This window comes from Pseudomonas sp. SMSB3, assembly GCF_052041965.1.
GTDB lineage: Bacteria > Pseudomonadota > Gammaproteobacteria > Pseudomonadales > Pseudomonadaceae > Aquipseudomonas.
In genome coordinates this window covers 117,537-138,892 of the sequence record NZ_JBKGGV010000011.1, presented here as the reverse complement: position 1 = coordinate 138,892, position 21,356 = coordinate 117,537, and the positions used below count along the sequence as shown (strand labels likewise).

The 21,356-nt window shown below is 62.1% G+C and carries 20 protein-coding genes; 7 read left to right on the top strand and 13 right to left on the bottom strand.

Going from position 1 to position 21,356, the window contains the following annotated elements:
* Nucleotides 1–73: 73 nt before the first annotated feature.
* From ACLEJW_RS18180 to ACLEJW_RS18150, 7 genes are all read right to left on the bottom strand, one after another.
* The gene (locus ACLEJW_RS18180) at nt 74–901 is read right to left on the bottom strand and encodes a DUF6708 domain-containing protein (protein WP_440777998.1); all 828 of its coding nucleotides are present in this window, start codon (nt 899–901) and stop codon (nt 74–76) included.
* A gap of 335 nt (nt 902–1,236) precedes the next feature.
* The gene (locus ACLEJW_RS18175; protein ID WP_440777997.1) at nt 1,237–2,043 is read right to left on the bottom strand and encodes a DUF6708 domain-containing protein; all 807 of its coding nucleotides are present in this window, start codon (nt 2,041–2,043) and stop codon (nt 1,237–1,239) included.
* On the bottom strand, nt 2,043–5,201 hold the full coding sequence (locus ACLEJW_RS18170) for a T6SS effector BTH_I2691 family protein (RefSeq protein ID WP_440777996.1): 3,159 nt from the start codon (nt 5,199–5,201) through the stop codon (nt 2,043–2,045). The genes ACLEJW_RS18175 and ACLEJW_RS18170 overlap by 1 nt, the downstream gene beginning before the upstream one ends.
* Nucleotides 5,202–5,347: 146 nt before the next feature.
* Nucleotides 5,348–6,298, bottom strand: a complete 951-nt coding sequence (locus tag ACLEJW_RS18165) for a 2-hydroxyacid dehydrogenase (RefSeq protein ID WP_440777995.1) — start codon at nt 6,296–6,298, stop codon at nt 5,348–5,350.
* A gap of 24 nt (nt 6,299–6,322) precedes the next feature.
* Nucleotides 6,323–7,081, bottom strand: coding sequence for an SDR family oxidoreductase (locus tag ACLEJW_RS18160; RefSeq protein ID WP_440777994.1), 759 nt, complete (start codon nt 7,079–7,081; stop codon nt 6,323–6,325).
* Nucleotides 7,082–7,096: 15 nt separating this feature from the next.
* Complete coding sequence (locus ACLEJW_RS18155) at nt 7,097–7,807, bottom strand: fumarylacetoacetate hydrolase family protein (RefSeq protein ID WP_313300934.1); 711 nt, start codon at nt 7,805–7,807, stop codon at nt 7,097–7,099.
* Between the two features lie 115 nt (nt 7,808–7,922).
* Nucleotides 7,923–9,263 carry an MFS transporter gene (locus tag ACLEJW_RS18150; RefSeq protein ID WP_440777993.1) on the bottom strand — a complete coding sequence of 447 codons (1,341 nt, stop codon included), beginning with the start codon at nt 9,261–9,263 and terminating at the stop codon, nt 7,923–7,925.
* Nucleotides 9,264–9,556: 293 nt separating this feature from the next.
* Here ACLEJW_RS18150 and ACLEJW_RS18145 point away from each other — a divergent pair, with 293 nt between their 5' ends.
* The 6 genes from ACLEJW_RS18145 to ACLEJW_RS18120 all read left to right on the top strand — a co-directional run bounded on the left by ACLEJW_RS18145 (nt 9,557) and on the right by ACLEJW_RS18120 (nt 13,882).
* The gene (locus ACLEJW_RS18145) at nt 9,557–10,486 is read left to right on the top strand and encodes a helix-turn-helix transcriptional regulator (RefSeq protein ID WP_313458710.1); all 930 of its coding nucleotides are present in this window, start codon (nt 9,557–9,559) and stop codon (nt 10,484–10,486) included.
* A gap of 10 nt (nt 10,487–10,496) precedes the next feature.
* On the top strand, nt 10,497–11,429 hold the full coding sequence (pcaQ, locus tag ACLEJW_RS18140; protein WP_313458713.1) for a pca operon transcription factor PcaQ: 933 nt from the start codon (nt 10,497–10,499) through the stop codon (nt 11,427–11,429).
* 159 nt (nt 11,430–11,588) lie between these two features.
* Nucleotides 11,589–12,362 (top strand): FKBP-type peptidyl-prolyl cis-trans isomerase, encoded by a 774-nt coding sequence (locus ACLEJW_RS18135; protein WP_145192330.1) that lies wholly within the window; start codon nt 11,589–11,591, stop codon nt 12,360–12,362.
* Nucleotides 12,363–12,638: 276 nt separating this feature from the next.
* Nucleotides 12,639–13,079: a YkvA family protein gene (locus ACLEJW_RS18130; RefSeq protein WP_145192327.1), complete on the top strand. Its 441-nt coding sequence runs from the start codon at nt 12,639–12,641 to the stop codon at nt 13,077–13,079.
* A 99-nt stretch (nt 13,080–13,178) separates the two neighbouring features.
* Complete coding sequence (locus ACLEJW_RS18125) at nt 13,179–13,517, top strand: helix-turn-helix domain-containing protein (protein WP_313458717.1); 339 nt, start codon at nt 13,179–13,181, stop codon at nt 13,515–13,517.
* Nucleotides 13,514–13,882, top strand: a complete 369-nt coding sequence (locus tag ACLEJW_RS18120; RefSeq protein WP_145192320.1) for a hypothetical protein — start codon at nt 13,514–13,516, stop codon at nt 13,880–13,882. Before ACLEJW_RS18125 ends, ACLEJW_RS18120 begins: the two co-directional genes overlap by 4 nt.
* 89 nt (nt 13,883–13,971) lie before the next feature.
* Here the strand turns inward: ACLEJW_RS18120 and ACLEJW_RS18115 are convergent, their stop codons facing one another.
* Nucleotides 13,972–16,053: a carboxy terminal-processing peptidase gene (locus ACLEJW_RS18115; protein ID WP_440777992.1), complete on the bottom strand. Its 2,082-nt coding sequence runs from the start codon at nt 16,051–16,053 to the stop codon at nt 13,972–13,974.
* Between the two features lie 144 nt (nt 16,054–16,197).
* Here ACLEJW_RS18115 and ACLEJW_RS18110 point away from each other — a divergent pair, with 144 nt between their 5' ends.
* Nucleotides 16,198–17,160 (top strand): NAD(P)H-quinone oxidoreductase, encoded by a 963-nt coding sequence (locus tag ACLEJW_RS18110; RefSeq protein ID WP_440777991.1) that lies wholly within the window; start codon nt 16,198–16,200, stop codon nt 17,158–17,160.
* 81 nt (nt 17,161–17,241) lie between these two features.
* Here the strand turns inward: ACLEJW_RS18110 and ACLEJW_RS18105 are convergent, their stop codons facing one another.
* From ACLEJW_RS18105 to ACLEJW_RS18085, 5 genes are read right to left on the bottom strand one after another with little or no spacing between them, the layout of a single operon-like run.
* A complete protein-coding gene (locus tag ACLEJW_RS18105) occupies nt 17,242–17,895 on the bottom strand; it encodes an HAD family hydrolase (protein ID WP_145192311.1) in 654 nt (217 codons plus the stop codon).
* 14 nt (nt 17,896–17,909) lie between these two features.
* The gene (locus tag ACLEJW_RS18100) at nt 17,910–18,899 is read right to left on the bottom strand and encodes an ABC transporter ATP-binding protein (RefSeq protein ID WP_145192308.1); all 990 of its coding nucleotides are present in this window, start codon (nt 18,897–18,899) and stop codon (nt 17,910–17,912) included.
* A 1-nt stretch (nt 18,900) separates the two neighbouring features.
* Nucleotides 18,901–19,695, bottom strand: a complete 795-nt coding sequence (locus ACLEJW_RS18095) for an ABC transporter permease (protein WP_145192305.1) — start codon at nt 19,693–19,695, stop codon at nt 18,901–18,903.
* Complete coding sequence (locus ACLEJW_RS18090) at nt 19,685–20,524, bottom strand: ABC transporter permease (protein WP_440777990.1); 840 nt, start codon at nt 20,522–20,524, stop codon at nt 19,685–19,687. Before ACLEJW_RS18090 ends, ACLEJW_RS18095 begins: the two co-directional genes overlap by 11 nt.
* Nucleotides 20,521–21,327: an alkaline phosphatase family protein gene (locus ACLEJW_RS18085; protein ID WP_145192299.1), complete on the bottom strand. Its 807-nt coding sequence runs from the start codon at nt 21,325–21,327 to the stop codon at nt 20,521–20,523. Before ACLEJW_RS18085 ends, ACLEJW_RS18090 begins: the two co-directional genes overlap by 4 nt.
* Nucleotides 21,328–21,356 lie beyond the last annotated feature (29 nt).

Here is a 21,356-nt window from a genome sequence, read left to right as displayed (position 1 = left end):
TACCAGAAGTTAAACTGAAATCTGGATCGCGTGGTGCACGCCGTACCCATCAATAAGTTGAGCCCCAACTACCTCATAGTTGCTCGAAACCACTCGGAACGCTACGGGATTCAAGGTCCATCTCCGCTGGCCACTCGACTTTGGGAGCAAGCCGGTCGATTGGGTTGCGATGCTTCATGTTTTCCCGCGTGATAGGGTAAGGAAATTCATTCCAATCTTCCGGCGGATAAGCAAAGGTGGGAAGCGCCGCGGGACCCTCTTGCATGTAGAGGCGGGCGATGGCCCAATATTGAGCACCCTCTTCAAGATCGTCCGCGAGAAATAATCTATCGATGACCTGCTTGGTGCCGGGCAGGCACACGGACAGCATCACCCATTCTTTCAACCCTCCGTGGCCAGGACGAAAGACCCGATAGGCTTCTGCAGTGATGTCATCCCAGTCATAGGCAACAGGCTTGAGACCCCATCGGCTTCGGCTAAAGGGGAAGAGGAAGCTGAATCGGTATTGGTAAAAATAGACTTTCCGGCGAGGCCTGTTGAAGCGTATGGGCTCGTCACGAGGAAAGCCAAGTTCCGTGCGGATATGTGGAGTTAGCAAGATCACAGTTATTGCAGGTATGAATATCGAGGTTAAAATAATCTCCAGGTTTATCGATGGTTGTGTGAACACGTTGCTGTAGATTATTTCTATAGCATACAAGAGGTACCAAGCTATGAGCGTTGGGCCTGTTAGCAACCACGCCCCCCGAATTCTTATCGAGGAGCGCGGTAGTTCCAAGTAGACTTCATTTATCGTGTTAGGAGGAGGGTCTATATCAGGGCGAATCTCTCCTTGAGTGACCGGCGTCTCGGTGTTGGGCAGGTCATGCGTCCAGCCTGGGGCTCGATGTCTCAGGCTCATGCGTTCTCCTCATTTAAAATGTGTTCGGCGTAAGCGCTAGGAATGTCGCGATCCGGCCAATAAACTGTGACTAGCGAGGCGGTGATGATGCTGCGCGGCCTCGGGCGGAACGCCGGCCCTAGCCGCCTCCCGCCCCATCGGTTAGCGTTGCAACTGAAGCTGCGACGCTACCAAGGAACCCATTCTCCGGGCAGTTTGGCCCTTCCTAAACTGATGTAGGAGCTTTCCTTTCGTCCATCACCGCACCAGGCCTTGAGGTGTTTTCCCGGCGATACCAGAAGTTAAGCTAAAGTCTGAGCCGCGTAGCGCACTCCGCACCTATTAATAATTTAGCCTCAATTTACCTCATATTGCTCGTCACCACCCGGTGCGCTGCGAGATTCAAGGTCCATCTCCGCTGGCCATTTGACTTTCGGTGCTCTTTGCTCGAAAGGATTGGAGTATGTGCCTTCGTTCCAGGCCCAGGGTTCGTGCTCAAAGTGTGGTAGTCCCTCTAGGCCGTGCTCCATGAAGTGCTGCGCAAGTTCCCAGTACAATTGGCCTTTTTCGGGATTGCTGGTTAAGAACACTCGATCTATTACTTTGTCGCTGCCAGGCTTGCGCACGGAGATCATGATCTCCTCCTTCAAGCCCGCCGTTGGAACATAAATGCGGTACACCTCTGCTGTTAGATCTTCCCAGTTATAAGCAATTGGCTGCACGCCCCAGTTTTTTCGGCCGAATGGATGCAGGCGATCCATTCTATATTGATAGAAGTAAACCTTGCGGCGATGTCGGTTGAATCGGATAGGTTCGTCGCGAGGCAGTTCGAGATCAGCGCGAATGTACGGGGTCATTGTAAACAGTGCGGTCACCACGATGACGACAGTGATAGATAATTCTTCAAGGTCTGGTGTGTAGGATGTCGATAAGCACAGATATATCAAGAACATAGGAAGAAGCATACACGCGAGGATGCTTATGGATCCAAGCACAAATAAAATCCCTCTAGCGGGTAGCAGTGATCTAGGTATCTCTAGGTAGTTGCAATCAATTGTATTAGGGGGTGGATCCAGCTTGCCGTGAAGCGACTGGCGATTCAAAGGAGCCTTCAAGTAAGGAAGGTCATGGGTCCAACCGACGCGGCGGTGAGGTAGAGACATCAGAGGAGCTCCACTACGGAGTTTTCCGCCACGGCGTCCACAAGGCTGCGGTCTGGCCAGTAGGCAATGCTTAAGGTGGCTGCGCAGATGTCAGGCTTCACGACGCGGCTAGCGATTTCCAAGCTGGCTGAAATGATATGGCAGGAATCTTTGCTGATGGTTTCTATGACAAGCGATTCCGCTTTATAGTGAAGCCTTGATGCCAGCTCCGATGGCCGCAGTGAGGCAAGTTCAGAAGTCTTAGTGTGTAAAGGTGGAGCGAAGTGGCTCTTGTCAACAGCTGTCTCTCCCCGTTCAAAGATCGGGGAGCTACCGTCTTCTGGCCTATGGAGGATAAGAACCCAATGATAAGCGGATGTTTCCTCGATGAATTTAGGGAGTGTCAGGCGAAGCTTCAAAACTATGTTGATATCTGTTTGGACGAGTCCGCCTATCTTGGAGCCAATACCTGGATCTAATCTTGAGGATTCAAATTTCAGACCAAGGTCGAGTCCTAGTATCACTGAATTAAGCTGTGAAAATGCGATGTCAGCTTGGCTGGGAAGCTGCCAGTGAACGCGGGGTTTCTCGTCGGCTTTTCCGAAATAACATCTCCGAGTCCACGTTTCTAGTGGCGTCGATTCTGCTTTGCTCGCTTTTTTTTCAAAAGTGTAGGCCATGAGGCCAAGAACTATGGCAAGTCCCAATGGGCCCAATAGGTAGGGGGTCGTTATAGCTAGTATTGATGAGCCAGGACTAAAAAAACCGGCGACCCCAGCAGCTCTGTACCACCATGCGGCGTCGTCATCGCCCGCTCTATACGATCTTCTTATCGCAATTCCTGTCCTTAAAACATCGAAAAAGCTTGCGGCTGCATTGATAGCTATGCCGGCTTTCGCAATGGTCCTACCCAAGTTGTAGCCAGGGTCAGCGCCAAGCCTCTGCGGTATAAGTAAACCTACGAGTTCAATTCCGCCGCCGATGATACCTAGGCTTGCGCCATACAGAGCCATCATTGCTTCGCTAGAGGTGTTTCCGATCTTTTCGTCTGCCGCCTTCAAACTCTTGGCAAGACTGTCATTCATTAGGTAAATGCCGCCGACGGAAAGCAGCAACTCCCATCCCTTTCCCGTAGTGCGCAACCCCTCAAAACTCCCCTTAACCATCTGCGAAACCTGCCCCGCGCTAATCTGCATCCGTTGCAGCGCCTGCCGCGCCTGCGGTTCCAGTGTTCCTGCCGCCACCTTGATCTCGACCAACGCCGCCTTCGCTGCTTCGTTGAACTGGCCGGCACTGTGCTTCAGCTCGCTGACCAAGCGCTCGCGCACTTCATGCCCCTTGCCCTCGACCCACACGCTGACCGAAATCATCTGGTGGGCGATCTTCGGGTCGAGCACGGCGAGGCTCAGCAGGCCGGTCTGGATGATCGGTTTAACCCGGCCCACCGGCTTGAAGATGCCGGCGCGCACGTCGTCCAGGTCGGGCATCACCTGTTCGCGCAGCTTGGCCAGTTTCACGCTGGCGCTGTTCTGCAGCTCGCGCAGGTGCGCGCTCTGCAAGGCGTAGTATTCGCCGAGCTTCATCTGCACCTGCAGCTCGATCAGGTGTACACCGTTGTAGATCAGTTGATTGACGCTGTTCAGGTGGCGCACGGCCTGATGCACGCCAGGCGCCAAATGCGTATGCAGGCGCAGGCTGGCGCTATTGACGGCGCCTTGCAGGTCGGTGATCGCTTGTTTCAGCGCGCCTCGCAGGGCCGAGCCCAGGTCTTCGCTGGCGATCAGCTTGCTTGCGGCGCTGTAGAGCTTTTCGCTGTCGTTCCAGTCGAGCGCGCCGGAGGTGGAGAAGCTCGGCAGCAAGCCGGCCAGCAAGGCTTTATCGCGCAACAGCAGGGCGCGGTAGGGCGGGCTGTGCGGATCCTGCAGCCAGTCGCGCCACAGCGCGGCGCTGCTGCCAGGGCGTGGTGCATCAGGGGAGGGCGCTTCGGTGATGCCGCCCGCCAGGCATGCGGCCAGGGTCGTGCTGTAGGCAATGCCCGATTCGCGGTCGCGGCCGTCATAGTCGTGACGTTCGATCAGGCGAAAAGCAGCGCTTTCACACACCTGCGCGTAGTGGCTGGCATGCTCGTCGATGTGCGCCTGCAAGCGCGCTTCCTGGCGGTCGTAGTCTGCCTGAAAGGCCGCCCGGCGCGGTTCGTCGTAGCGCGCATCGAGCCGCTCATCCTGCTCGCGCTGCTTTATCTCGACCTGGCGTTGGCGCTCTGCGGCAGGGTTGGCAAAAATCGGTGGACCGTCGCCGGCCTGGGCCTCGAAGTTCGGCACCTGATGCGCCGCCCACTGGCGCTGGGTGGCGCGGATGATCTGCAGGATCTGCGAGGTCTGCAACTGGTAGGCGCGCAGCGGATCATCGCGCCAGGCCTGGCGCTGGACCACCCACTTCAGCCGCTGCTGGTTGTATTCCTGGGCCAGCCCCAGGCTGTCGTCGAGTACCAGCGCCAATACACCGTTGTGCAACTGGTGCTCGGCGATGGCGTTGGTCAGGTAGCCGCGCAAGGCGGCCTTGCGCAGAAAGCGGCTGTGAAAGCCGTGGGCGCTGTCGAACGGGCCGCTGAGCTGCTGGGCGTATTCGAACACCTGGCGGTCGACCTGCAGCTGCTCCGGGGTCATGGCCAGGCCGAGCAGCGCGGGGTTATCGCGCGCCTGGCTCAAGTCGATGCCCTCGAAGCGACTCGCCGGCGCCTGGCCGGACTTGTAGGCATTGAGCACACTCATCGGCCACGGGTCGCTGGCGAAGGCGATCCAGGCCGAGCCGTAGGTGACGGCGTCGAGGGTGAGAAACGCCGAGGGGATGTCATGGTTCTCGTGCACGCAGGTTTCGGGTAACGGCGGGGGCGGTCCAAGTGGCGGTGCATAAGGATCGAAACGGCGCAGGTGGCCGTGCTCGGTCACTTCGAAGGCCTGCCAGACGCGCTGGTCGAGCAGCACGTACAGGTAGCCGCTGCGCAAGGTGCGCAGGCCCAGGCGTGTTTGCGTGGTGGGGTCGCTGCCAAAACGCGTGTCGGGCACCAGCGCCCTGCGCAGCGGCAAGATCGGCAGGCCCTGGCGCTGACAGGCCTTGCAGCGGTGCAAGGGCAGGGAAGACTCGGCCACGGCGATGGCGATGCGTTCGGAGATGTTCATGGGCGGACCTCGGGCGGAACGCCGGCCCTAGCCGCCTCCCGCCCCATCGGTTAGCGTTGCAACTGAAGCTGCGACGCTACCAAGGAACCCATTCTCCGGGCAGTTCGGCCCTTCCTAAACTGATGTAGGAGCCTTCCTTTCGTCCATCACCGCACCAGGCCTTGAGGTGTTTTCCCGGCAAACACATCGACCAGACTGGCCACCACCATCTCGCCCATGCGCGTGCGGGTCTGCAGCGTGGCGCTGGCCCGATGCGGTTGCAACACCACGTCCTCACGCTCGAACAGCGCCTCGGGCGCGCGCGGCTCATCGGCAAACACGTCCAGTGCCGCGCCAGCGATTTCCCCGGCTTGCAAGGCGGCGAGCAACGCCGGCTCATCGACCAGCTTGCCGCGCGCGATATTGATCAGGTAACCCTCAGGCCCAAGCGCTTGCAGCACCTCGCGGGTCACCAGCGCCTCGCCTTTGTCGGCGGCGGCCGCCAAGATCAACGCATCGCAATCCCTGGCCAGTTGCAGCAAGTCCGCTTCGAAGGTGTAGGGCACCTCCAGCGCCTGCAGGTCGGTGTAGTGAATCGGGCACCCGAACGCTGCTGCGCGCTGGGCCACGGCGCGGCCGACCCGGCCCATGCCGACGATGCCCACACGCATGCCCGACACTTGCCGCGCCAGTGGTAGCGGCGCCAGGGGCGTCGGGCTGGTCGCCCAAAGGCCGGCACGAACGAAGCGGTCGCCGCTGCAGATGCCCCGGCAGACGCTGATCAGCAGGCCCATGGCCAGGTCAGCGACATCTTCGGTGAGCGCGCCGATGGTGGCGGTAACCTGGATCCCGCGGTCGCGCGCATAGGCCAGGTCCACTGCATCGGTGCCCACGCCATTGACGGCTACCACTTCCAGCTTCGGTAGGCGCGCCATCAAGTCTTGGCTGATGCCGGTATGGCCACCGGTGACCACGCCACGGATGTGCGCGGCCTGCTCGCTGACGTAGGCCTCTTTGTCGGCTTGCTCGAAGTAGCGGTGCACCGTGAACAGGCTTTCCAGGCGCTCGCGGATGTGCGGGATGAGGATAGGGCTCAGTTGCAGGATGTGCGGTTTCATCGATCGATTCCTCGTAAATAGCGGTCAGCCACGGCCTACGAACGGCATGTAGCTGGCCATCACGGTCATGTTGAGTACGTTGGCGTCCAGCGGCAGCGCGGCGATGTAGCGCACGGCGTCGGCCACGTGGCGCATATCGAGCATTGGTTCGGCGGCGATCTCGCCATTGGCCTGGCGCACTCCACGGGTCATGCGTTCGGACAGCTCGGTCAGGGCATTGCCGATGTCCACCTGGCTGCACACGATGTTGAACGCGCGGCCGTCGAGCGCCAGCGCCTTGGTCAGGCCCAGCACCGCGTGCTTGCTCGCGGTGTACGGGGCAGTGAACGGGCGGGGGGTGTGCGCCGAGATCGAGCCGTTGTTGATGATGCGTCCACCCTGCGGCTGCTGGCGGCGCATCAGGCCAAAGGCGGCGCGCGCGCACAGGTACACGCCATCGACGTTGGTGGCCATGACGTTGCGCCAATGCTCCAAGGCCAGTTCGTCGACCGGCACGGCGGGCGCATTCACCCCAGCGTTGTTGAAGATCAGGTCGAGACGGCCATGCACCTCCTCGATCGTGGCGAACAGCTGCGCGACACTCTGTTCGTCACGCACGTCGGTGGGCACGGCAAGCGCTTCGCCACCCGCTGCGATGGCCTGCTCGGCCAGCGCTTGCAAAGGCTCCAGGCGCCGCCCGGCGAGCACCAGAGAGAAACCGTCGGCCAACAGGCCCAAGGCGACGGCGCGACCGATGCCGCTGCCAGCACCGGTGATCAAGGCGATTTTCTTGTTCGGGTTCATGAAAGCTCCAGGGGGTCAGGCGGCACTGGCGGCTTGCGCGGCGGGGCGGGGGCCGATGTGCACGTGCAATTCGCCGATACCGTCGATGCCGGCGTGAATCGCATCGCCAGGCTTGAGCGGCGCCACGCCAGGTGGGCTGCCGGTCATGATCAGGTCACCGGGACGCAGCGGCAGTTGCCGCGACAAGCGGCTGATCACTTCGGCCAACGCCCAGGTCTGCTGGCTGAGCTCGGCACGCTGGCGCTCCTGGCCATTGACCTGCAACCACAGCGAGCCCTGCAACGGCCATGGACAGTCGCTGGCCGGCACGATCGCGGTCATCGGCGCCGAGGCCTCGAACACCTTGGCCGACTCCCATGGCAAGCCCTCGGCCTTGGCTTTGCGCTGGTGATCGCGACAGGTCAGGTCCAGGCCGACGGCGAAGCCGAACACATGCGTCAGGGCCTGCTCGGCGGCAATGTTGGCCCCGCCTGTGGCAATCGCTGCGACCAGTTCGATTTCATGGCAGAACTCGTCGCTGTGCGCTGGGTAGGGCAGCTCGCCCTGGGCGTGCACTACGTTGCTCGCCGGCTTCATGAAGAACACTGGCTCCTGTGGCGCCGGGCCGTAGGCTTGCGGCCAGGGGTAATTGCGCCCCAGGCAGAACACCCGGCCGACGGGAAAGCGCGCGGCGCTGCCACGAATCGGCAGGCTGACGATCGCGGGCGGATTGAACAGGTAGGTCATGACTCGATCCTCCGAAGTGGAGTGGCCAGCGTAAACAGCCGCTGGCCGGCAAAGTTGGACGAATGCGGGGTGGGCTTGGACTATCCGGGTAACCTGCACTGGCCGATTGCACCGCCTACGCTGCGCTTTTGAGCTCGATCCGGTACAGCTTGCCGAGCAACAACGAGTACGACAGCGTGCCCATCAGCGCCACGCCACCGATGAACCAGAACGCCATGGCGAACGAACCACTGGCATGCACGATGGCGCCGATCACGATCGGGGTGACGATGCCGCCGATGTTGGCCGCCAGGCTGGTCACCCCCCCGGTCAGGCCGATCAGTTGCTTGGGTGCCACCTCCGAGACCGCCGCCCACGACGACGACGCGATCCCTTGGGCGAAGAAGGCCAGGGTCAGGATGGCGATGCACAGCACATTGGAGTCGGTGAAGTTCACCAGCACGATCGACATGCCCAGCATCGAACCCACCACCAGCGGCAACTTGCGCGCGAACGACAGCGTGTAGCCCTTGCGGATCAGCAAGTCCGAAACGATCCCTGCCAGCAGAATGCCCACGGTGGCGCCAATGAACGGCATCACCGCGAAGATGCCGACCTTGATCAGGGTCAGCTGACGCTCTTCGATCAGGTAGGTCGGGAACCAGGTAAGAAAGAAATACAGCGCCGAGGTGCTGGCGAACTTGCCCAGGCAAATCGCCCAGACCTGCCGATAGCGGAACAGCTCGGCCACCTGCCGCCAATCGAAGCGGGTGCGCTCCTGGCTGCTCTTGACCAGGCCGCCGCCATTTTCGATATAGGCCAGTTCTTCCTTGCTGACTTTCTTGCAATTGAGCGGATCGCGGTAGAGGAACAGCCACACCACGCCGAACACGATGCCGACGATCCCGGTGCTGTAGAACACATGGCGCCAGTCATAGGTGGTGGCCAGCCACAGCAGGGCGCCAGTGAACAGCGCGGTGCCCAGGTACTGCCCGCACACATAGATGCTGCTGGCCATGCCGCGCTCGCGGGCAGGGAACCACACGGTCACCGCACGGCTGTTGGCCGGAAACGCCGGCGCTTCCATGGCGCCCACCGCCAGGCGCAGGCCGAACAGCGAGGCGAAGCCGCTGGCCAGGCCCTGGGCCACGGTCACCGCCGACCAGCTGATCAGCGAGACGCCATAGGTCAGCCGCGAACCGAAGCGGTCGGCGATGAAGCCGGCAGGCACCAAGGCCAGGGCATACGTCCAGGCGAACGCGGAGAAGATCAGGCCCATCTCGACCTTGTCCAGGCCCAGGTCCTTGGCCATGAACGGCGCTGCGATGGAGATGTTCACCCGGTCAACGTAGTTGATGATGGTCGCCACCAGCAGCAGCGACAGCATGAACCAGCGCCGGCGGGTGGGCAGGCGCTGGGCAGGGGCCGCGTCCAGCGCGTACGACGACGCGGTGCGGGGGGTAGGCGTGCTCGACATGAGTCGACCTCGTTTGTTGTTGTTGGTAGAGGTAGGGCTGCAGTCCCGCCTCTAAAGTGGTCGTACAACGTTGTGAATGCAATGGCCGGTTTAGACCGTTTTTTCCACAGCGGGCCATGTTGCGCTGCGCTGTCCAAAACATTCGCTGGCGAGGGTTTTTATATGTTTATCGGCGCAATACGCCGTGCTAGAGGCTTCGCCACGAATTAGGCTTGCGTCAGTTTTTGCAGACGGGGTTAAATTACAGAGTTTCGACATCGTACAACCTAAAGCCTGCATACCGGAGATTGCCCATGCCCCCCAAGCGCGAGGTCCCGACCTACGTCATGCAGCAGCGCAGCGAGCTGATGGACTTCTATATCCGCGACCAGCGTGGTCGTCCCGCCGAAACGGCACCTCACCGTCACGAGTACTTCCAGATCCAGATCAACCTCGGTGGCGATACGGTGCAGCACATTGGCAGCGTGCAGCGCCCGTTCAAGCGCAACACCCTGGCGTTCATCCTGCCCCATCGGGTGCATGTGATCCCGCATCCGCCGCACAGCGACTTCGTGGTGATCAACTTCTCCCAGACGTTCCTCCTGCCGCACCTGAGCTGCGATCCGATGGACCTGGAGGAGGTATCGATCCTGCAGGCGCCGGAGCTGTCGCCGTTTCGCTTTCAGGAGCATCTGGATTTCTGCCTGGACAGCGACGCGTTCGCCGAGGTCCAGCGGATCCTCGCGCGCATGCGCGAGCTGGACGCCAACCGCCGTTTTGGCACCCGGGAAATTCTCAAGGGCTTGCTCTTGCAACTGATTGGCCAGGTCTGTGGCTTGTACGCCGAACCCCTGCGCGAACTCGCCGAAAGCAACGCCGCGCAGCTCAGCCGGCGGGCTGCATTGGGGCGCATGAGCGACTACCTGCGGCGGCATATCGACGACCCTGACCTGAGCCTGCAGAAAGTCGCGGCCGCCACCTACCTGTCACCCAGTTACCTGACCCACTGGCTGCGCAAGGAAATCGGCAAGAGTTTCAGCGAACTGGTGCTGGAGCGGCGCATGCATACCGCGCGCAACTACCTGCTCAATGGCAGCCGCCCGGTGGGGGAGGTGGCGCGGCTGTGCGGATTCGCCGACGAGGCGTATTTTTCCAGGCGTTTTCGCCAGATTCACGGCCTGCCGCCAGGGCAGTTCCGGCGCCAGCAGCGCGACCCGGATACGCCGCAGGTGGCGATGCGTTAAGCTTGGCGGCATGAACCTCGACACCCGTATCAAGTACCGCCACCTACTGTGTTTCCTGGAGATTGCCCGGCAAGGCAGCCTGGCCAAGGCTGCCGATACCTTGGCGATCAGTCAGCCGGCGATTTCCAAGACCCTCAAGGAACTCGAAGATCTGCTCGAGACGCGGCTGTTCGCGCGCAGTCGCCAGGGCGTCGAGTTGACTGCAGCCGGCACCCGCTTCATGCGTTATGCCGGGCCCAGCGTGCAGGCGCTGCGCGATGGCGTGAGCAGCCTGCGCAGCCAGGCCCGGGCGCCCTCGCAGGTGCGCATCGGCGTGTTGTCGACGGTCGAGGGGTTGTTGATGCCCGAGGTGCTGTGCCGCTTGCACCAACGCCATGAAGCGCTGGTGGTCAGCGTGGTGACCGGGGTCAGCGCGCAGTTGCTGGGGCAGTTGCACCTGGGCGAACTGGAACTGGTGGTTGGGCGCATGACCGACAGCCCGCAGATTCAGGGCCTGTCCTTCGAGCACCTGTACAGCGAATCGATGGCGGTGGTGGTGCGCCCCGCTCACCCGTTGCTGGCCAGCACTCCGGTGCCGCGGCAGGCGGTTGCCGCGTACCCGTTGGTGCTGCCGCCGCCAGGCACCACCATTCGGCAACACGCTGACAGCCTGTTCGTGCAGTGCGCGATCGAACTGCCGGCCCAGCGCCTGGAAACCCTTTCGCTGGCATTGAGCCGGCGTTACCTGCTGGGCAGCGATGCCCTGTGGGTGGCGCCGCGCGATGCCGTGCTGCTGGATTTGCGCCGGGGAGAGTTGGTCGAACTCGACCTGGGTGTGCGTGAGCCGGGTGGCTCGGTTGGCGTCTGCCGAAATGCGGCGTTGCCACACAGTGTGCCTGCCCAGTGGGTCAGCGAGGTGCTGCGCGAAGTGGCGACCGAGTACCGCGAAAGCCGCTACCCCTGAAACGCTTCAGGGGTGCAGCCGGCCTGTGCATGAACAAGCTTTCACCTACTGAACTTCCTTACCAAAAGCCGCTCCTATGCCGGTAGCCATTGGTGATGGCCGCTGCTAAGCTCGCGGCTTACCCTGATTGCCCTCATGGCGCATGAACAAGGAAATAGCATGAAACAACATCGTCTGGCGGCTGCGGTTGCCCTGGTAGGCCTGGTACTGGCTGGCTGTGATCAACAGACCAGCAGCCCCGAGCTGAAAACTCCGGCACAGAAAGCCTCCTACGGTATCGGCCTGAACATGGGCAAGAGCCTGGCTCAGGAAGGCATGGACGACCTTGATTCCAAAGCCGTCGCCCTTGGCATCGAAGATGCCGTTGGCAAGAAGGAACAGCGCATCAAGGATGAAGAGCTGGTCGAAGCCTTCACCGCCCTACAGAAGCGCGCCGAGGAACGCCTGACCAAAGCCAGCGAAGAAGCGGCCAGCGCCGGCAAGAAATTCCTCGAGGAAAATGCCAAGAAGCCAGGCGTGGTCACCACCGCTTCCGGCCTGCAGTACCAAGTCGTGAAGAAGGCCGATGGCCCGCAGCCCAAGCCTACCGACGTAGTCACCGTTCATTACGAAGGCAAGCTCATCGACGGCAAGGTGTTCGACAGCTCGGTCGAGCGCGGCAGCCCGATCGATCTGCCCGTCAGCGGCGTCATTCCTGGCTGGGTCGAAGGCCTGCAGCTGATGCACGTTGGCGAGAAGTACAAGCTGTTCATCCCGGCTGAACTGGCCTACGGTGCCCAGAGCCCGAGCCCGCTGATCCCGGCCAACTCGGTTCTGGTGTTCGACCTTGAGCTGATCGCCATCAAAGATCCTGCGCAGCTGCAGGGCGGTGAAGCGCCTGAGGCTGCAGCACCAGAGGCGCAAGCGCCTGCAGACGCGCCTGCCCAGCAGTAAGCGCAAGCGTCGTCTCAACGCCCCGTCCCGACGGGGCGTTGTCGTTTCTGCGGCACTGCCTGCGAACCACGGGCGGTGGGTATTGTCGGAGCAAAGACAGCGTGCTGGCGCTGCCAGGCTGCGCGGCAAATCGTTTGCGTGGCTGTAAATACTGTGTAAAAAACGCCCGATCTGACCGCGAGCCTTGCCTTATAGGCGCCTGGCGTCAGAAACTTCACCCTGTTCACAAGGTTATCCACAATAAATGTGGATAACCTTTTCGCCGCTGGAGGCCGTATGAGCGCACCTTGGAATTTTGCCCGCTTCTTGCCTTTGGCCGAACGCCTGCTCAGCCGTGGGCGGTTGCCAGCGCTGCTGTTCGCGGTTGCCCGCAAGGGCCCGAAGCTCGGCCAACTACGCGATGACGTGAAGTTGCTGCAGTCGTTGTGCCTGGCGTGGTGGCGTGGCGAATACCGTGCGATCAGCCCCAAGGCGTTGGTGACCATCGTCGCCGGGCTGCTGTACTTCGTCAGCCCTATCGATGCCATTCCCGACTGGATTCTGGGCGTTGGCTTTCTTGACGACATCGCCGTACTCGGCTGGGTGCTCAAGACCGTAGGCGATGAACTGGCGCGCTTCAAAGCCTGGCGTGACAGCCAGGCGCCTGAGCGTCTGCGCGTGGTCGAGCGCTTGCCGGCGACCCCGCAAGCCCTGTTGCTGGAGCGCAATACACAGTGAAACCCGCCTGATCCTCACACACTTGCGTGGTTGGACATATAATTGGCATAAGGATTATGCCTATGGATTACATGTCGTGATCCTACGTGAGGGGGTTTTATGGGTATTCAGGTCATCAGCCGCGACGGTCAACCCGAGTACGCCGTCGTGCCCTGGGCGCAATACCAGGCTCTGCTCAAGGCGGCCGGACAGGCGCCGGCCGAGGCCGGGGCAGCGGAGCAGGAGCAGGCATCGACACCCGCGCAACTGCCAGCGTTCAGCGAAGTTGCACAGCTGCGCCAGGCCAAGGGTATCGCGCCGGAACAGTTGGCGCGCAACGTCGGCGTCAGTCCGGCGTACCTGGCCATGATCGAATCCGGCGAGCGCGAGCCGGACGCGGCCATCCGTCGTGCATTGGCCTGGCACCTGGGCGTGGCCGGTTGGAGCGAGGCGTCATGAGTCAGGTCAGGATCAGCCGACAGCATTGGCAAAACCTGCTGGACGAGCTCGACCTGGCCCGCCGTCAACGCCATCTGCTCACCTACCGGGCGCTGATCGAGCGCCTGCAGTTGCCCAGCCCAGCCATGCAGACCCTGACCGCGGCGCTGGAGTACCTGGCCCTGCTCGATGCCCGTGCCGAGCAGCCGCTGCGCAGCTCGCTGGTTATCAGCCAGGGCGCCAGTCGCCTGCCACGCACCGGTTTTTTTGAATGCGTGGAGCGGCTCGGGCGTTTTTCCGGTCCGGTCGACGGCATGGAAGCAGCCTCATGGCATGCCTCGGAGGTGGTGCGCGTGTTCGAGTACAGCTATCCCGAAGCGGTTTGAGCGCACGTTTGTCTGGCCCATGAAAAACGCCCGGTGTTTTGCACCGGGCGTTTTCGTAGGGGCCTTCAGGCTTGCGGTGGGGTCACGGGTTATTTCTTGGCGACCTTGGTGCTCGCGCTGAGGTAGTCGATCAGGATGCGACCGGTTTCCGACAGGTAGGCGTCGTCTTCGGGCTTGGTGTTTTCATCTTCGCTTGGCAGCGCATCCTCGTCTTCTTTTTTCAGTTCCTTGAGCGGCTCTTCACCCTTGGCCTTGCGCCGGGTATTTTCCAGCGCCAGTTGCTTGGCCTCGATCTCATCGTGGCGTGCGCGGCGCTCTTGCTCATTGAGGCTGACGGTCTTCTCGTTCATCAGCTTCTGGGTCAGCGCCAGGCGGTCACGGATGTAGGTGAACTCGGCATCCTTGTCGCTGCGTGCTTCGTGCTGCGCCATGAGCTGCGCCAGGTATGGCTTGAACGGATCGGACGCAGGCTTGACCACAGGGCGAATGGTGTCCCACGGCATCGCCTCGGGCAGGGCGCTTTCGCCGATTTCCTTGGTGTCGATGATCGACGGGTAGTCGATGTCCGGCAACACGCCCTGGTGCTGGGTGCTCTGCCCGGAAACCCGGTAGAACTTGGCCAGGGTCAGCTTCAACTCGCCATGGTTAAGTGGCTGGATGGTCTGCACGGTGCCCTTGCCGAAGGTCTGGCCGCCGATGATCAAGGCGCGGTGGTAATCCTGCATGGCGCCGGCGAAGATCTCCGAGGCCGACGCGGACAGGCGGTTGACCAGCAACGCCAGGGGGCCTTTGTAGAAGGCACCAGGGTTTTCGTCTTCGAGCACGTCGACGCGACCATCGCTGTTGCGCACCAGTACGGTCGGGCCTTTCTCGATGAACAGGCTGGTCAGCTCCGTGGCCTCTTGCAGCGAGCCGCCACCGTTGTTGCGCAGGTCGATGACCACGCCGTCGACTTTTTCCTTCTGCAGCTCGGTGAGCAGTTTCTTCACGTCGCGCGTGGTGCTCTTGTACTCCGGATCACCGGCACGGTAAGCCTTGAAGTCAAGGTAGAAGGCCGGGATCTCGATGATGCCGAGCTTGTAGTCACGCCCGTCCTGCTTGAGCTTGAGCACCGACTTTTTCGCCGCCTGCTCTTCGAGCTTGACCGCCTCGCGGGTGATCGAGACGATCTTGCTGGTCTGATCACTCGGCGCGTTGCTGGCCGGGATCACTTCCAGGCGCACGACCGAGCCTTTAGGCCCGCGAATCAGCTTGACCACTTCATCCAGGCGCCAGCCGACCACGTCGACCATTTCCTTGTTGCCCTGGGCCACGCCGATGATCTTGTCGGCCGGCGCAACCTGCTTGGTCTTGGCCGCCGGACCTGCCGGCACCAGGCGCACGATCTTGACCTGGTCGTTATCGCTTTGCAGCACCGCACCGATACCTTCGAGCGACAAGCTCATGTTGATGTCGAAGTTTTCGGCGTTGTCGGGCGACAGGTAGTTGGTGTGCGGGTCGTAGGACTGGGCGAAGGTGTTGATGTAGGCCTGGAAGATGTCCTCGGCGCGGGTCTGGTCCAGGCGCGCCAGTTGGTTCTTGTAGCGCTTGGTCAGGGTTTCCTGGATCTGCTTGGGTTCTTTGCCGGCGATCTTCTGGCGTAGCACCTCATCCTTGACGCGTTTGCGCCACAGCTCATCCAGCGCGGCCTGGTCTTTCAACCACGGCGCATCCTTGCGGTCGATCAGCAAGGTTTCCTGGGTGGTGAAGTCGATCTTGTCGACCCCTTTGCCCAGCTCTGCCAAGGCGAAGTCCAGGCGCTGCTTGACCCGATCGAGGTAGCGTTTGTAGATGGTGAAGCCAGGGTCGAGATTGCCACTTTTGAGGAAGTCGTCGAACTGCGTCTTCCACTTGTCGAACTCGGCGATGTCGGCTGCGGTGAAATAGCTGCGGGCCGGGTCGAGCAGCTTGATATAGCTGTCGTAGATGATTACCGAACGGGCGTCATCGAGGGGCGGCTTGCTGTAGTGGTGACGCTTGAGCAGTTCCACCACATTGAGGCTGGCGACGATTTCGTCGCGGTCCGGCTGCAGGCTGTCCCACTTGTTGGCGGCCGCCGCATTGCCGCCGAGCGTAAGGCTGCCCAGGCCGATCATCAAGGCGAGGGCGGTGCTGGGTAGGAAATGCTTCATGCTGATTCGACGTGGGGGCAATTGATCACGCATAGTAGGCCGTCTTTTCCGTTCGCCGGTTCCATCGGATCCGGGCAAATACTGCAAAAAGCCTGGGGAGCGGGCTCCCCAGGCTCAGTCATGTGATTCAACTATGGAGGCACTGTGAAGGCATTGCAAGGCGTTGACGGACATGTGGCCTGGGTCGAGGCCGAGCGCCCGGCGTGTGATGCGGGGCAGGTACGCATTCGGGTGGCCGCTGCGGGCCTCAACCGGGCTGATCTGTTGCAGATGAGGGGCCTGTATCCACCGCCGCCAGGCGCCAGCCCGTACATGGGCCTGGAATGCGCGGGGGTGATCGAAGAGGTGGGTGCTGGCGCTGCCTGGCGCGTCGGCGACCGAGTCTGCGCGCTGCTGGCAAGCGGCGCCATGGCCGAGCAAGTGGTGGTCGATGCGCGCCATGTACTGCCGGTGCCCGAGGGCTTGAGCCTGCATGAAGCGGCGGCCATTCCGGAGGTGTACGCCACGGCCTGGTTGAACATCTTCCAGCTGGGCGCGGTCAAGGCCGGGGAAAAGGTCCTGGTGCATGCCGGTGCCAGCGGTGTCGGCTCGGCGGCCATCCAGCTATGCAAGGCGTTCGGCAGCCCGGTGTGGGTCAGCGTCGGCTCTCAGGAGCGCCTGGATTACTGTCAGGCCCTGGGCGCTGCCGGGGGTGTGGTGCGCAACCAGAACCTCGATGCGCTGGACGCCATTGGGCCGTTCGACGTGATTCTCGATCCGGTCGGGGCCAGTTACGGCGAGCTCAACCTGAAGCTGCTGGCCCGCGATGGACGCTGGGTGATCATTGGGCTGATGGGTGGGCGCACGTTCGAGCTGGACCTTGCCCAAGTGCTGGGCAAGCGCCTGGAGATCACTGGCTCCACCCTGCGCAACCGCGACGACAGCTTCAAGGCGGAACTGCTGCGCGACCTGCAGCAGCAGGTCTGGCCGCTGTTCAGCGAAGGCCGGCTGTCACCCCAGCTGGTCGATACCTACCCGGTCGAATTCGCCCAGGCGGCGTATGCGGAGCTTGAGAGCAATCAGGTGTCCGGCAAGCTGGTGCTGGTGATCGACCCGAGCCTCACGTAACGCTGCGCAACACCCTTCGCGGGCAAGCCGGAGCGCCGAATCCACTGGGTCAGGCGCTGCCGGTGGCCGTGCACGGTGCGCTCAGGACCAGTCGAGGATCGGCCAGCCGTTGCGCTCGGCATGCTCGCGCAGGGTCGGGTCCGGGTTCACTGCATAGGGGTGATCCACCTTCAACAACAACGGCAGGTCATTGCGCGAGTCGGAGTAGAAACTCGCCCCTTCCAGGTTCTCCTGCTCCTGATCCAGCCACTCCAGCAAGCGCGTGATCTTGCCCTCGCGGTAGGTCAGCACACCGTGGGTCTTGCCGGTGAAGACGCCATTGACCGCCTCGAGCTCGATGGCCAAGTATTCGTCGACCCCCAGGCGCGCCGCGATCGGCCCCACCAGGTGCGCCCCAGAGGCAGAAATGATCAGGATGCGATCGCCACGCTGGCGGTGCTCGGCGATGCAACGACAGGCGTCGCCGTAGATGATCGGCTCGATCACCTCTTCCACCCACGGCTCGACCAGGTGCTCGATCTCTTCCAGGGTGCGCCCGGCGATCGGTTCCAGGCTGAAGTCCATGTAGGCCTCCATCTGCAAATGGCCCTTGCCGTACGCCTCCATCATTGCATGGTCGCGGCGCAGGAATTCCTTGCCATCGACCCAGCCCAGCCGGGCCATCTGCTCACTCCACAGCGATGCGCAGTCACCGTTGATGAGGGTTTCGTCCAGATCGAAAATTGCCAATGCCATCGTCTTGCTTCTCCTTAGGCCACTTCGCGCAGCGCCGTGGGGTCGATCGACAAGGATACCCGTTGGCCGTCGGCATGCAGGTCCGAGGGCGAGCGATTGAGCACGTCGACCACCAGTTCCACCTCGCGTACCTGTACGCGGTAGCGAATGACGTTGCCGAGCAGGCTGTGACTGCGCACCACGGCATCCAGTTCACCGATGAGCCCCAGGCTGATCGACTCGGGGCGGATGGCCAGGCGGCTGGTCACAGGGCGCTGCAACACCCGGCTGGCGCTGTCGGCATCGAGCAGGTTGTAGTTGCCGATGAAACCTGCGGCGAACAGGTCCACGGGCGCGGTATAGAGGGTTTCGGCATCACCGCTCTGGACGATGCGGCCCTGGTTCATCAGGAAGATGCGGTCCGACAGGGTCAGCGCCTCTTCCTGGTCATGGGTGACGAAGATGGTGGTCAAGCCCAGCTCGCGCTGGATCGCGCGGATCTGTTCGCGCAGGTGCTTGCGGATGCGTGCATCGAGCGCCGACAGAGGTTCGTCGAGCAGCAGCAGGCGTGGGCGGGTCACCAGCGAGCGGGCCAATGCTACCCGTTGGCACTGCCCGCCAGAGAGCTGATGCGGATAGCGCGCGGCGAAGCTGCCCAGTTCCACCAGCGCCAGCGCTTCGCGCACCCGCGCCTGGCTTTCGCTGCCCTTGACCTTCTGCATGCGCAGGCCGAAGGCGACGTTCTGCTCCACGGTCATGTTGGGAAACAGCGCGTAGCTCTGGAACACCATGCCGATGCCACGCTTTTGCGGGCTCAGCGGCACGATGTCCTGACCGTCGAGGAGAATCTTGCCAGCATCCACTGGGGTCAACCCGGCGATGCAGCGCAGCAGCGTCGACTTGCCGCAGCCGGAAGGGCCGAGCAGGGTGACGAACTCGCCGCGCTCGATCTGGCAGTCGATGTTCTCGAACACGCTGCTGGCGGCGTAGCTTTTTTGCAGGTTCTGTACGCTGACGAAGCTCATCTCAGGGTTTGTCCTTGTTCAGGCGGTTGGCGACCCAGGTCAGCACCAGCACGAAGGCGAAATACGAGATCACCAGCGCGCTGTTGAAGTGGCCGCTGCTGTTGCGCATGTTGTTCAGGTACACCTGCAGGGTTTCGTAGCGCGTGCCCACCAGCAGGTTGGCGAACACGAACTCACCGAACAGGAACGAGAACGACAGCAGTAACGCCACCATCAGGCCCTTGCGCAGGTTCGGCAGCACCACCAGCACGGCCGCCTGCCAAGTGCTGGCGCCGAGCAGTTGGGCGGCGTCCATCAGGTCGCGCAGATTGATCGCCTGCAAGTTGTTGGTGATCGCGCGGTACATGAACGGCAGGGCGATGGTGAAGTAGCAGCCGATCAGGATCCACGGGGTGCCGACCATGGCCATCGGGCCGCTGCCATAGAGCTGCAGCAGGCCGACCGAGGACACCACCGGCGGCACGGCGAACGGCAGCAGGATCAGGATGTTCATCAACGCGTCCAGGCGCGGGAAGTGGTAGTGCACAACGAACAACAGCGGCAGGATCAGCACCACCGACAGCAGCAGCGCGCCCACGCACACCAGCAGCGATTGGCCGAACGCCGCCAGGAAACGCGGCTCGCTCCACAGCGCGATGTACCACTTGAAGGTCAGTCCGCTGGGCAGCAGGCTGGCCGACCAGCTGGTGGCCAGCGAATAGAGCAGGGTGCCTGCCAGCGGCAGCAGCAGGATCAGAAATAGCAGGTACACCACCAACCGGTGATAGAGCCCGCCAGCGGTTCTTTCAGCGCGCATGGTAGCTCCTTTTCAGCAACCACTGATGGACCACGGTGACCAGCGTCATCAGGCCCACCAGCACCATGGCCAGGGCGCTGGCCAGGTTCGGATCGAGGCTGATGTCGCCGGCCACCAGCCCGGCGATGCGGATCGGCAGCACGTTGAAGTTGCCGGTGGTCAGTGCGTATACGGTGGCGTAGGCGCCCAGGGCGTTGGCCAGCAGGATGACGAAGGTGCCGAGCAGGGCCGGGGTCAGCACCGGCAGGCCGATGTACCGCCAGTACTGCCAGTGATTGGCCCCCAGCAGCGCCGCCGACTCGCGCCAGTCCTCGCGCAGCGCATCGAAGGCCGGGTAGAGCAGCAAAACGCCCAAGGGAATCTGGAAGTAGGTGTACACCAGGATCAGGCCGCTCTTGGAATAGATGCTGAAGTCCTCGAGCAGGCCGATCTGCTTGAGCAGCAGGGTGAGCGCACCGTTGAAACCGAGCAGGATGATGAAGGCGAACGCCAGTGGCACACCGGCAAAATTGCTGGTCATGTTGGCGAATGCACTGACGAAGTCGCGCAGCCTGGAGTCGACCTGGCGCAGGGAATAGGCACCCAGCGTTGCGATGACGATGCCGAACAGGCTCGACCAGAAACTGATCTCCAGGCTGCGCTGCAATGCCTGCAGATAGAATTTGGAGGCGAACACACGACTGAAGTTGGCCACGCCCCAGCCCGCTTCCGACTGCAGGCTGTTGACCGCCACCCAGGCCAGCGGGGCGATCTGGAAGATGATGAAGAACACCGCGAACGGCAGCAGGCAAAGCAGGGCCAGGTAACGCCTACGGCTACCCGTACTCACTTGAGCAGCTCCCGGCATACGCTCTTGTCGTGGGCGGCGCCGAGCAGCTCGCAGATCGTGCCGCACAGTTCGGTCTGCAACGGTTTGGCCGCCGGATCGAGGCTGAAGGCCTCACCGAAGACGAACAGCGGCACCTCGCGTTCCTCGGCCAGCAGGCCATTGTGCGAGCGATCGTTGTTCATGCCGTGGTCGGCGGTCACCAGCACCTGGTAGCCTTCTTCCAGCCAGCCTGGCAGGTAGTCGGCCAGGAGGATGTCGACACTGCGCGCCGCGTTGCGATACTGGCTGCTGTCCAACCCGTGACGGTGCCCGCTGTCGTCGATGCTCATGGGGTGCACCAGGAGAAAGTTCGGCGCATGGCGTCGGCGCAGGTATTCGCCATCGGCCAGCAGGTGCGAGTCGGGGTAGCGATCGTCCCAGTAGAACAGCCCGTGCTGGATGGGCAGCTTGGGTGCATGGGTATGCCGGTCGCGCTGGGCGTTGAAAGGGGAGCGGTTGTACAGCTCGCTCATCCAGTGATACGCCGCCGCCGCCGTGCCCAGGTTGGCCTCGCGGGCATAGTGAAACACGCTGCGCTGGTTGGACAGGCGGTTGATGTTGTTATGCACGATCCCGCTGTCGATTGGCGGCACCCCGGTGAGGATGCATTCGTAGAGCGGGCGCGACAGCGACGGCAGCTCGCATTCGACCCGATACAGCGCGGCCCGATCGGCTTCGACATAGGCATGCAGATGGCCCATGGCGTGGTGGGCGACCTGGTAGTTGAGGCCATCGAGCAGCACCAGGATGACGTTGTGCGACATGTTCTCTCCGTGTGGGGGGGAAGGGCAGC